General features: G+C 56.2%; 9 protein-coding genes. 7 read left to right on the top strand and 2 right to left on the bottom strand.

From position 1 onward, the window contains the following. The 6 genes from ACZ5FM_RS15425 to ACZ5FM_RS15400 all read left to right on the top strand — a co-directional run bounded on the left by ACZ5FM_RS15425 (position 1) and on the right by ACZ5FM_RS15400 (position 7,409). Entirely contained in the window at positions 1-2,997 is a 2,997-nt protein-coding gene (locus tag ACZ5FM_RS15425; RefSeq protein WP_464039165.1) for a 2-oxoglutarate dehydrogenase E1 component, read from the top strand. A gap of 54 nt (positions 2,998-3,051) precedes the next feature. Next, on the top strand, positions 3,052-4,284 hold the full coding sequence (gene odhB / locus ACZ5FM_RS15420) for a 2-oxoglutarate dehydrogenase complex dihydrolipoyllysine-residue succinyltransferase (RefSeq protein WP_464039164.1): 1,233 nt from the start codon (positions 3,052-3,054) through the stop codon (positions 4,282-4,284). Between the two features lie 18 nt (positions 4,285-4,302). Beyond that, positions 4,303-4,713, top strand: coding sequence for an MAPEG family protein (locus ACZ5FM_RS15415; protein ID WP_312946975.1), 411 nt, complete (start codon positions 4,303-4,305; stop codon positions 4,711-4,713). A 12-nt stretch (positions 4,714-4,725) separates the two neighbouring features. After that, entirely contained in the window at positions 4,726-5,370 is a 645-nt protein-coding gene (locus tag ACZ5FM_RS15410; RefSeq protein ID WP_259149560.1) for a LysE family translocator, read from the top strand. Between the two features lie 58 nt (positions 5,371-5,428). Beyond that, positions 5,429-6,835, top strand: coding sequence for a dihydrolipoyl dehydrogenase (gene lpdA / locus ACZ5FM_RS15405; RefSeq protein ID WP_464039162.1), 1,407 nt, complete (start codon positions 5,429-5,431; stop codon positions 6,833-6,835). 103 nt (positions 6,836-6,938) lie between these two features. Next, on the top strand, positions 6,939-7,409 hold the full coding sequence (locus ACZ5FM_RS15400; RefSeq protein WP_464039161.1) for a DUF2867 domain-containing protein: 471 nt from the start codon (positions 6,939-6,941) through the stop codon (positions 7,407-7,409). 3 nt (positions 7,410-7,412) lie between these two features. Here ACZ5FM_RS15400 and ACZ5FM_RS15395 read toward each other — a convergent pair whose 3' ends face one another. Both ACZ5FM_RS15395 and ACZ5FM_RS15390 read right to left on the bottom strand, forming a co-directional pair. Next, positions 7,413-8,510: a TraB/GumN family protein gene (locus ACZ5FM_RS15395; protein ID WP_464039160.1), complete on the bottom strand. Its 1,098-nt coding sequence runs from the start codon at positions 8,508-8,510 to the stop codon at positions 7,413-7,415. Positions 8,511-8,604: 94 nt separating this feature from the next. Further along, on the bottom strand, positions 8,605-9,540 hold the full coding sequence (locus tag ACZ5FM_RS15390; protein ID WP_250984297.1) for a tyrosine recombinase XerC: 936 nt from the start codon (positions 9,538-9,540) through the stop codon (positions 8,605-8,607). A gap of 142 nt (positions 9,541-9,682) precedes the next feature. Between ACZ5FM_RS15390 and ACZ5FM_RS15385 the strand changes: the two genes are divergently transcribed. After that, a complete protein-coding gene (locus tag ACZ5FM_RS15385; protein ID WP_464039159.1) occupies positions 9,683-11,911 on the top strand; it encodes a primosomal protein N' in 2,229 nt (742 codons plus the stop codon). Positions 11,912-11,935: the final 24 nt, after the last annotated feature.

Here is an 11,935-nt window from a genome sequence, read left to right as displayed (position 1 = left end):
ATGGCAAGGCAAGAAGCCAACGAGCAGTTTCAGATCACGTCGTTTCTCGACGGTGCGAACGCAGCTTACATCGAGCAGCTCTATGCACGGTATGAAGAAGATCCTTCTTCCGTATCGCCGGAATGGCAGAGCTTCTTCAAGGGCCTGTCCGACAATCCCGAAGATGTAAAAAAAGCCGCTAAGGGCGCTTCCTGGAAGCGTGCCAACTGGCCGATCGCGGCTGGTGGCGATCTCGTCTCCGCGCTGGACGGCAATTGGGCGACGGTCGAAAAGGCCATCGAAAAGAAGGTGCAGGCCAAGGCAGAAGCCAAGGTCGTAGAGACCGGCAAGCCGGTCAGCGAAGCAGAGGTTCTTCAGGCGACACGCGACAGCGTACGCGCCATCATGATGATCCGTGCGTACCGCATGCGTGGCCACCTGCACGCCAAGCTCGATCCGCTCGGCATTGCCAGCGCGGTTGAGGACTACAACGAGTTGTCGCCGAAGTCCTATGGCTTTGAAGAAAGCGACTACGACCGCAAGATTTTCATCGATAACGTGCTGGGCCTTGAATATGCGTCCGTGCGCGAAATGCTCGAAATTCTCGAGCGCACCTATTGCTCGACGCTCGGCGTTGAGTTCATGCATATGTCCAGCCCGGAAGAAAAGGCCTGGATCCAGGAACGTATCGAAGGTCCGGATAAGGGCGTCGATTTCACACCTGAGGGCAAGAAGGCCATTCTGTCGAAGCTGGTTGAAGCCGAAGGTTACGAGCAGTTCCTCGACGTTCGTTTCAAGGGCACCAAGCGTTTTGGTCTCGATGGCGGTGAATCGCTGATCCCTGCTCTTGAGCAGATCATCAAGCGTGGCGGCCAGGAAGGTCTGGAAGAAGTCATCGTCGGCATGGCTCACCGTGGCCGTCTGAATGTTCTGACCAACGTCATGGGCAAGCCGCACCGTGCCGTGTTCCACGAGTTCAAGGGCGGTTCGTTCAAGCCGGACGAAGTTGAAGGCTCCGGCGACGTGAAGTACCACCTGGGTGCCTCTTCAGACCGCGAATTCGATGGTAACAAGGTTCACCTGTCGCTGACAGCCAACCCGTCGCACCTTGAAATCGTCAACCCTGTTGTCATGGGCAAGGCCCGCGCCAAGCAGGACCAGTTGGCCAAGGTCTGGGAAGGCGACGTCATTCCGTTGTCCGAGCGCGCAAAGGTTCTGCCGCTTTTGCTGCACGGTGATGCCGCTTTTGCAGGTCAGGGTGTTGTTGCTGAAATTCTCGGCCTATCCGGTCTCCGCGGTCATCGCGTTGCCGGTACCATGCACGTTATCATCAACAACCAGATCGGCTTTACGACGAACCCGGGCTTCTCGCGTTCTTCGCCATATCCATCTGACGTTGCCAAGATGATCGAGGCACCGATCTTCCACGTTAACGGCGATGATCCGGAAGCTGTTGTCTATGCAGCCAAGGTTGCAACCGAATATCGCATGAAGTTCCACAAGCCTGTTGTTGTGGACATGTTCTGCTACCGTCGCTTTGGCCATAACGAGGGCGATGAGCCTGCGTTCACGCAGCCAAAGATGTACAAGGTTATCCGCAGCCACAAGACTGTCGCACGTATCTATGCTGACCGTCTGATCTCGGAAGGCCTGATCAACGAAGGCGAATTCGAAAAGCTGAAGGCTGACTGGCGCGCCCATCTTGAGCAGGAATTCGAGGCAGGTCAGTCCTACAAGCCTAACAAGGCTGACTGGCTGGACGGTCAGTGGTCCGGTCTGCGTATTGCCGACAATGCCGATGAACAGCGTCGCGGCAAGACCGGCGTTGCAATGAAGACCCTCAAGGAAATCGGCAAGAAACTGTCGACCATTCCTGAAGGCTTCAATGCGCACCGCACGATCCAGCGCTTCATGGACAACCGCGCACAGATGGTCGAAACCGGTGAAGGCATCGACTGGGCAATGGCTGAAGCCTTTGCGTTCGGTACGCTTGCCGTCGAAGGCCACAAGATCCGTCTGTCCGGCCAGGATTGCGAGCGCGGCACCTTCTCGCAGCGCCACTCTGTTCTCTACGATCAGGACACGGAAGAGCGTTACATTCCGCTTGCCAACCTGGCTCCGACACAGGCTCGTTACGAAGTCATCAACTCGATGCTGTCGGAAGAAGCTGTGCTTGGTTTCGAATATGGCTACTCGCTGGCCCGTCCGAATGCACTGACACTGTGGGAAGCACAGTTCGGCGACTTCGCAAACGGTGCGCAGGTGGTGTTCGACCAGTTCATCTCTTCGGGTGAACGCAAGTGGCTTCGCATGTCCGGTCTCGTCTGCCTTCTGCCGCATGGTTATGAAGGTCAGGGTCCCGAGCACTCTTCCGCTCGTCTGGAACGTTTCCTCCAGCTTTGCGCCGAAGACAATATGCAGGTTGCCAACGTCACCACACCGGCAAACTACTATCACATCCTGCGCCGTCAAGTTCGTCGCGACTTCCGCAAGCCGCTCGTTCTGATGACTCCAAAGTCCCTGCTGCGCCACAAGCGTGCAACGTCTTCGCTTGCTGAACTGGCTGGCGAATCCTCGTTCCACCGCCTGCTGTGGGACGATGCAGAAGTGATCAAGGATGGTCCGATCAAGCTGCAGAAGGATTCTAAGATCCGTCGCGTCGTGCTTTGCACGGGTAAGGTCTATTACGATCTGCTCGAAGAGCGCGAAAAGCGTGGCATCGACGATATCTACCTGCTGCGTGTCGAACAGCTTTATCCGTTCCCGGCCAAGGCGCTCATCAACGAGTTGTCGCGCTTCCGTAACGCCGAGATGGTTTGGTGCCAGGAAGAGCCGAAGAACATGGGTGCATGGTCGTTCATCGACCCGTACCTGGAATGGGTGCTGGCACATATCGACGCCAAGTACCAGAAGGTACGCTACACGGGCCGTCCGGCTGCAGCTTCGCCTGCAACGGGTCTGATGTCCAAGCATCTCGCACAGCTTGCTGCATTCCTAGAAGACGCGCTGGGAGAGTGAAAACTCTCCCTCCATCATCCATCCAAAACAGACACCTATAAACGGAACAAGATTATGGCCACTGAAATCCGCGTACCAACTCTGGGAGAGTCCGTCAGCGAAGCGACTGTCGGGACCTGGTTCAAGAAAGTTGGCGACTTCGTCAAGGCTGACGAGCCTCTGGTTGAACTCGAAACCGACAAGGTAACTGTTGAAGTGCCTTCGCCGACCTCTGGCGTTCTGACGGAAATCGTTGCGCAGAACGGCGAAACGGTTGGCCTCGACGCATTGCTCGGCCAGATCGCTGAAGGTGCTGCTGGCGCGGCACCGACCGCTCCTGCGGCTGCTGCTTCCGCACCAGCTGCAGCTGTTTCGGCGCCTGCACCTGCTGCCGCTGCTGCACCTGCAACCGGCTCCATGCCTGCTGCTCCAGCTGCTGCAAAGGTTGCTGCCGATAACAACATCTCGACTGCAGATATCGACGGTTCTGGCAAGCGTGGCCAGGTTCTCAAGGGCGATGTTCTGGCTGCTGTTGCCAAGGGCGCTTCGGCTCCTGTTGCCGCTGCTCCGGTCTCTGCACCACGTCCAGTGTCTTCGGCTGAAGACGGTGTACGTGAAGAGCGCGTAAAGATGACCCGCCTGCGTCAGACGATTGCAAAGCGCCTGAAGGATGCACAGAACACCGCAGCCATGCTGACCACCTACAACGAGGTGGACATGTCGGCCGTTATGGATCTGCGTAACCGCTACAAGGACGTGTTTGAAAAGAAGCACGGCGTAAAGCTTGGCTTCATGGGCTTCTTCACCAAGGCCGTTACCCACGCGCTGAAGGAACTGCCTGCAGTTAACGCCGAGATCGATGGCACCGACATCATCTACAAGAACTATTGTCACGTCGGCATGGCTGTCGGCACCGACAAGGGTCTGGTTGTTCCGGTTATCCGTGACGCTGACCAGCGTTCTATTGCTGGCGTTGAAAAGGAACTCGGTCGTCTTGCAAAGGCAGCCCGTGACGGTTCGCTCAGCATGGCTGACATGCAGGGCGGCACCTTCACCATCACCAATGGTGGTGTTTACGGTTCGCTGATGTCTTCGCCGATCCTCAATGCTCCGCAGTCCGGTATTCTTGGCATGCACAAGATCCAGGAGCGTCCAGTTGCTATTGGCGGTCAGGTTGTCATCCGCCCGATGATGTATCTCGCGCTGTCTTACGATCACCGTATCGTTGACGGCAAGGAAGCCGTGACCTTCCTCGTTCGCGTCAAGGAAAGCCTGGAAGATCCAGAGCGTCTGGTTCTCGATCTCTAAGAAAAAAGGAAGAGAAGAATGGAAACGCTGGCAAGCGAAAACGCGCCTTACATGGTGCTGTTGGCTCTCAGTGTCATTCTTCTCTTCTTGCATATCGGGTTGCAGGGGATACTTGCGACCAAGGAACTCGGATCTGCATGGAATGCAGGTCCGCGTGACGAGGGCAAAAAGCCGAAAGGCGCGCTGGCCGGTCGGGCTGAACGCGCCTTGGCAAACTACAAGGAAACCTATCCGGCCTTTGTGGGGCTGATCCTCGGTGTTGCTCTTGTGGGTGACGCTTCAGGTTGGGGTTTGATAGGCGGGTGGATATGGTTTGTGGCGCGTATCGCCTATATTCCGCTTTATTTGCTGGGAATTCCCTATATTCGTTCGCTGGTATGGCTCGTTTCGGCTGGCGGACTGCTTATCATGCTGCTGTCGTTGATCTGAGGAATATCCGTCATGCACGCTTACCTGATTGAATTGCTCTCGCTGATGGCGATCTTTGCCTTTGCCATCGTATCACCGGGCGCCGATCTGGCGATGGTGATGCGCCAGGCCATCGTGCACGGCCGCGGTCAGGCAATCATCACCAGTTTTGGTATTGGCGCGGCGTTGATGGTCCATGTCAGCTACACGATCCTTGGTCTAGGCCTCGTCATTTCCCAGTCGATTTACCTGTTCAATCTCGTCAAATGGCTAGGTGTTGCCTACCTGCTCTATATCGGCATCAAGGCGTTGCGCGCTGGCAAGACCGATGTAACGGCAGCCACAGGCGATGTGACGACTGCGCCCCGTCAGCAGCAATCGGCGCTCAAGGCTTTTACGTTGGGTTTTGCGGCCAATGCACTCAATCCCAAAGCGGTGTTTTTCTTCCTGTCGATTTTTTCGACAGTTGTCAGCGCACATACACCGATTGCCATCAAATTCTCTTACGGGCTGGTCATGGCTAGCTTCCTGATCCTGTGGTTCATCGGGGTCAGCCTGTTCATGACAACGCCACGCATGCGTGCGGCATTCTCGCGTGCAAGCCAGTGGATCGATCGCACCAGCGGTGTGGTTTTCATTGCGCTTGGAATTAAACTTGCCACTGAAAAAGCGGCCTGAAGGCCAAAACCGAATGGTCACGGTTTAGCCGTTTCCATCATCAATCAGGAATTAGAACATGGCTTATGATGTAGTTGTTATCGGCACCGGACCTGGTGGTTATGTTTGCGCGGTCAAGGCGGCCCAGCTTGGCCTGAAGGTTGCCGTTATTGAAAAGCGCTCGACCTATGGCGGCACCTGCCTGAACGTCGGCTGCATTCCTTCCAAGGCGCTGCTACATGCATCCGAAACCTTCGCACATGTTGCACACGGTCTGGATTCGCTCGGCGTTGAAGTTGCCGCACCAAAGCTCAACATCGAAAAGATGATGGCGCACAAGGACGGTGTGGTGAAAGCCAACGTCGATGGCGTTTCCTTCCTGTTCAAGAAGAACAAGATCGATGCTTTCCAAGGCACCGGCAAGGTCGCGGCTGCGGGCAAGGTTTCCGTGACCAACGACAAGGGCGAAGTTCAGGAAATCGAAGCCAAGAACATCGTTATTGCTACCGGTTCTGACGTTGCCGGCATTCCTGGCGTCAATGTTGAAATCGATGAGCAGACCATCGTTTCCTCGACCGGCGCCATTGCGCTCACCAAGGTTCCTGAAAAGCTGATCGTGGTCGGCGGCGGTGTTATCGGTCTCGAGCTCGGTTCCGTTTGGTCGCGTCTCGGTGCCAAGGTGACCGTTGTTGAATATCTCGACAACATTCTCGGCGGCATGGACGGCGAAGTGTCCAAGCAGTCTCAGCGTCTGCTGGCCAAGCAGGGCTTGGACTTCAAGCTCGGCGCAAAGGTTACTGCCGTTGAAAAAACGGCTGACGGCGCAAAGGTTGTCTTCGAGCCTGTAAAGGGTGGCGAAGCCGAAACTCTTGATGCCAACGTTGTGCTGATCTCCACCGGCCGCAAGCCTTACACTGACGGTCTCGGCCTTGCCGAAGCCGGCGTTGTTCTGGACAGCCGTGGCCGCGTTGAAATCGATGCTCACTACAAGACCAACGTTGCTGGCATTTATGCAATCGGCGACGTTGTGAAGGGCCCGATGCTGGCGCACAAGGCTGAAGACGAAGGCGTTGCTCTTGCCGAAATCCTGGCTGGCGAGCATGGCCACGTCAATTACGACGTCATTCCAGGCGTTGTTTACACGCAGCCTGAAATCGCATCGGTTGGCAAGACAGAAGAAGAACTCAAGGCCGCCGGCGTTGCTTACAAGGTTGGCAAGTTCCCATTCACGGCCAATGGTCGCGCTCGCGCCATGCAGGTTACCGACGGCTTTGTGAAGATCCTGGCGGACAAGGAAACCGATCGCGTTCTCGGCGGTCACATCGTTGGCTTCGGCGCTGGCGAAATGATCCACGAGATTGCGGTTATCATGGAATTTGGCGGTTCCTCCGAAGACCTCGGTCGTACCTGCCACGCTCACCCGACCATGTCGGAAGCTGTGAAGGAAGCGGCACTCGCCACGTTCTTCAAGCCAATCCACATGTAATCATTGCTGATTTCACAGTTTATGAAAGGCGGCGACAATTCGCCGCCTTTTGTTTTTGTGCGTATCGGTAAATGCTTGGCCTCAGTGAATGTCGAGGTCGAACATGAAATTTTTGTCAGAACCGTTGCCGTTTTCGTTTAACTGGGCGGATCGTTTCGAAGGTACCCTTAAGGGGAAGGGGCTGACATCGCTTACCGCAGCGCGCCTTATTCTGGAAAATCCACCGGCCTGGGTTTCGTTTCTCATGCGACTGCGCAACAGCGTTGTGCGCTGGCTCGGTCTGAAGACCGTGCAGCTTTCAGCGGGCGAAAGCGCTGGGGGATTTCCGATTATCGCCTCCACCGCAGACAGAACGGTGATGGGGTTTGATGATCATCATCTCGATTTTCGCATCGTGATTGATGTCGAAGCACACGACAGCAATCCGACAATCAGTGTCACGACGCTTGTGAACCGCAAAAACTGGCTGGGCTGGGTCTATATGATGTTTGTTGCGCCCGTCCACCGGCGCATCGTTCCAGCCACCCTGAAAAAGGTGAGCCGTGGCATTCACAAGGTTGCCATTGAGGGCTGATGATCAGTTGACGCGGGTCAGCGTATAACCCTGTTTGCGCAGGAGTTCGATGACCCCTTCTTCATCCGGCAAATGGAGTGCACCGACTGCGATGAAGACTGAGCCTTGCGCAAGCAGCGGCGCTGCTCTTTCGGCCATGACGTGGTTACGGTCGGTGATAATTCTCTTTTCGAAGCTGGCATAACCGTCTTCGTCCGCGTCGGAGCTTTCCGGTGTGACGGCCGTTACCATTGGCATGATCGCGCCGACATTTTCCTGAAGGTAAAGATCGGTCATCGTCCACATGATGTCCTGCATGCGGTCGCCAAGGCTCAAGGTTTCGACCAATGCCTTCATGTGGAAATCCATTGGAAGATCAGCCATGGCCTGTATCTGTTCGACAAGGGTTTCCAGTCCCTTGATGGATTTTCCAGAAGCTACGCCGTCTTGGGCGATCTTCTTGTCGAGGAAGGATGCTCCCTGCGCCTTGCGTTTGAATTCACAGGCCGGCAGAGCCACGAAGCTTGCCAGAATCCACGGCTTCATCTTCAGAACCGAGACCAGCGGAATGCCGCGCTGTTTCAAGCCATCTTCCAGGCGCTGTTTGTCTTGCGTTGACAGCATGTCGGTAATGGATTTTCCATCGATGAACATCGAAAGATCGGGTCTGGCGAAAATTGCGACGGCGGCTTTCTGTTCATCAAGGATTTCGTCTGACTCAACCACCACCGTCTTTGCACTGGCAAATGCTTCCTGAGCGCCATTTGGCATTTTGAGAACACGCGGATCGGTCACATGCATGGTGCCCAGCAAATAGGACGGTGCAAGACCGTCCTTTTCGATGCGCCAGAATGTACCTTTTCCATTCAGGACCTTATCCGCCTCTGCCTGCAAGTTCTGGTATTTCTGGGGTTCATCACGCTGCATGATCTCGACGAGATCCTGGCCGACACAGCTCAAATCTTCCTGTGCATGTGCCGGTTTGATACCGAGCAATGTCAAAAGCAGGATAGTGAGAAGGGTGATGTTAAACAGCGCGCACAGGCCAAGCATGGTGTTGCCCGGACTTGGCAATCTCCAACCAAGAAGACGTTCAGTGTTCAATCCGCCAGCCATGGTCATGCAATCCCGTAATTTCGCTAAAGTTTTTTATGACGGCGACGTCGCGATTGTATTAACGAAAGTGGTTAATGCGCGGACAGCACAACCGTTCCGTTCACGCCCGCGGATGGGCGTTATCGTAGATTTCCAACAGACGTGCCGTATCGACCCCGGTATAGATTTGGGTGGTTGATAGGCTGGCATGGCCGAGCAATTCCTGGATGGTGCGCAGATCACCGCCGCCAGCCAGCAGGTGGGTGGCGAAGGAATGTCGTAAAGCATGCGGTGTCGCCGTATCCGGCAAACCAAACGCGCTGCGCAATTTCTGCATGCCGCGCTGGATGATGGCTGCGTGCAGTTTTCCGCCGCGTGCGCCGACAAACATGGGTTCGTCATTCGTAAGATGGTACGGGCAAAGTTTGCGATATGTTGCGATTGCTTCGGCGACGATCGGCAACAATGGCACCAGACGCGTTTTTCCGCCTTTACCAGTGATGCGAAGTGCGCTTGTGGCGCTTGGAATATCCACTGCGCGCAGGCTTAGTGCCTCGGAGATACGCAGACCACAGCCATAAAGAAGAGACAGTACCGCTGCATCGCGCGCGGCGATCCACGGTTCTTCCTGCATCTGGGTATCGGTCTGTGTCAGGTTCAGTGCCTGCCTGTCGGTAAGCGGCTTTGGCAGAGATTTTGGCTGTTTGGGCGTGCGAATGGCATTTGCCCCTGCTGTCTTCACCAGACCTTTGCGTTCCAGATAGCGCAGAAAGGATCGTAAGCCCGCCAGATGGCGGCCAAGCGAACGGGCGCCTGCACCATCACGACGGCGGGATGCCAGAAAACTGCGTAAGTCGGCAGGGCGTAGGTCGGCAATATCCTTGATGCCTGCCGGTGCGGCGAGATGACCGGTGAGGAACATCAGGAACTGTCTTGTGTCGCGCTCATAGGCCTCAACGGTGTTTCCGGAAAGACGGCGCTCACCCTGCAACGTGGCAAGCCATGTCTGCCGCTCATCAAGAAGAGCCTGATCGGCAAAGGTCAGAATCTCGGACAATTCATTAAGCTCCGGTGGTTCAATTGATGACAAGGATAGAGCCTGCGGATCAGCATTTGGTTAAAATTGACGATATTGAAGGCATCGCGCATCGCTGTTTGCAGTTTCCTTTTTGTTCATGAAAAGGCATGGTCGCCGCACAATGGCAAAAGATTCGACTGACCTGTTTGGCGCATTATTCGATCCTGCACCTGTGGCGCGCAATAGCGTGCCGGTTCTTGTGCCGCTGCCTGCGCCGGGTCCTTACAGTTACGCTGTCCCTGACGATATGGTGGTGGAACCGGGTACTGTGGTGCAGGTTCCGCTTGGGCCTCGGCAGGTCATTGGAGTGGTCTGGGACAGGGAGCAGGATGACGGCAAGACGGTTGATCCGAAGAAACTGCGCCCGATCATCAAGGCTTTTGACTGCCCGCCGCTGAAGCCTGAAATGCGCCGTTTTATCGATTGGGTTGCCTCCTACACGCTGTCTCCGCCGGGGCTGGTGGCCCGCATGGCGCTGCGCGCTCCCGCCGCATTTGACCCCGAGCCGATGATTGAAGGCCTGCGTCTGGGCGAAGGCCGGCCCGAACGCATGACACCGGCACGCCAGCGGGTGATCGAGCTAGCGGGTGAGGGCCATACCTGGACAAAGAGCGGACTTGCGCATGCCGCCGGTGTTTCCACCAGCGTTATTGATGGTTTGGCAAAACAGGGCGTGTTCGAAACCGTGTTTCTACCTGCCCCGCCCGTGGTTGCCGAACCTGACCCTGATTATGTCGAGGCGCGTATTGAAGGTCCGCAAAAGCAGGCAGCGTCTGAAATTCTTGAGGATCAGCGCAAGGGCGGATTTTCTGTCTCGCTGATCGATGGCGTCACCGGCTCCGGCAAGACAGAAGTCTATTTCGAGGCGGTTGCCGAAACGTTGCGGCAAGGCAAACAGGTGTTGATCCTGTTGCCTGAAATTGCACTGACGGCTGCATTTCTAGAGCGATTTCAGAACCGGTTTGGCGCAAAACCGGCCGAATGGCACTCCGAGCTTGCCCCGAAAACCCGCGAAAAGGTGTGGCGGCAGATCTCGACCGGCGAGGTGCGGGTGGTGGCAGGTGCGCGTTCCGCTCTGTTTCTACCCTTCGACAATCTTGGTCTGATCATTGTCGATGAAGAACATGACCCAGCTTACAAACAGGAAGATCGCGTGTTTTATAATGCACGCGACATGGCGGTGGTGCGGGCGCGAATAGCTGATTTTCCCGTCGTACTGGTCTCTGCGACGCCGTCGGTGGAAAGCCAGGTCAACGGCAATTCCGGGCGTTATAATCTCATTCATCTGCACACGCGTTTTGGCGATGCGGCGATGCCCGATCTGCACCTTGTCGATATGCGACGCCACCCGCCAGAACGGGGCGGCTTTCTGTCGTCGGTGTTGCTGCGCGGCATGGGCAAGACCATTGAACGCGGTGAGCAGGCGCTGCTGTTCCTCAACCGACGTGGTTATGCCCCGTTGACGCTTTGCCGCGTATGCGGCCATCGCTTTCAGTGCCCGCAATGTGCCAGTTGGTTGGTGGAGCACCGTTTCCGTGAGCAGATACAGTGCCACCAGTGCGGTTACGCCGAAAAGACACCCGACCACTGCCCGGAATGCGGCACATTTGACCATCTGGCTGCCTGCGGTCCGGGGGTGGAACGTATTGCTGAAGAGGTCGAGAAACACTTCCCCGATGCACGAACCATCCTTCTGTCATCGGATATGCCCGGTGGCGTAAAACGTTTGCGGTTGGAACTGGAAGCGATTGCCAACGGTGAGGTCGATATCGTCATTGGCACGCAGCTGGTGGCGAAGGGCCATAACTTTCCGCTGATGACGCTGGTTGGCATTGTTGACGCCGATCTGGGATTGGCAAATGGCGATCCGCGTGCGGCGGAGCGCACCTTCCAACTTCTGTCACAGGTGACGGGTCGCGCCGGTCGTACCGGTCTGAAAAGTCATGGTCTTCTGCAAACCTATCAACCGCAGCACCCGGTCATGCAGGCCATCGTCTCCGGTGATGCCGGGGCGTTTTATGATCGTGAAATCATTGAACGTGAAAAAGCGATGTTGCCGCCGTTCGGGCGCTTAGCCTCGATTATCGTGTCGGCGGAAACCCGCGCTGATGCGGAAACCCATGCCCGTGCTCTGAGAGTTGCAGCGCCGCAGGCTGCTGGCATTGCCTTGCTGGGGCCGGCGGAGGCACCGCTCGCACTTATTCGCGGACGGTATCGTTTCCGGCTGCTGGTTCACGGAAAACGCAATTCGGACATGCAGGGGTTTATGCGCGCTATGCTGGCCAATGGTCCAAAGGAACGTGGCTCTATCCATGTCCAAGTGGACATCGACCCGCAGAGTTTTCTGTGAGGCTGAAGTAGCGCTGAAATAACG

The organism is Agrobacterium sp. 5Ca50, from assembly GCF_055381905.1.
The sequence above is the reverse complement of the archived record's forward strand: the minus strand, read 5'-3'. Positions and strand labels throughout refer to the sequence as shown.

What these genes read in the sequence shown, in the direction of transcription:
- ACZ5FM_RS15425 (WP_464039165.1), top strand. Translation starts at nt 1, where the DNA reads ATGGCAAGGCAAGAAGCCAACGAGCAGTTTCAGATCACGTCGTTTCTC.
- odhB (WP_464039164.1), top strand. Translation starts at nt 3,052, where the DNA reads ATGGCCACTGAAATCCGCGTACCAACTCTGGGAGAGTCCGTCAGCGAA.
- ACZ5FM_RS15415 (WP_312946975.1), top strand. Translation starts at nt 4,303, where the DNA reads ATGGAAACGCTGGCAAGCGAAAACGCGCCTTACATGGTGCTGTTGGCT.
- ACZ5FM_RS15410 (WP_259149560.1), top strand. Translation starts at nt 4,726, where the DNA reads ATGCACGCTTACCTGATTGAATTGCTCTCGCTGATGGCGATCTTTGCC.
- lpdA (WP_464039162.1), top strand. Translation starts at nt 5,429, where the DNA reads ATGGCTTATGATGTAGTTGTTATCGGCACCGGACCTGGTGGTTATGTT.
- ACZ5FM_RS15400 (WP_464039161.1), top strand. Translation starts at nt 6,939, where the DNA reads ATGAAATTTTTGTCAGAACCGTTGCCGTTTTCGTTTAACTGGGCGGAT.
- ACZ5FM_RS15395 (WP_464039160.1), bottom strand. Translation starts at nt 8,510, where the DNA reads ATGACCATGGCTGGCGGATTGAACACTGAACGTCTTCTTGGTTGGAGA.
- ACZ5FM_RS15385 (WP_464039159.1), top strand. Translation starts at nt 9,683, where the DNA reads ATGGCAAAAGATTCGACTGACCTGTTTGGCGCATTATTCGATCCTGCA.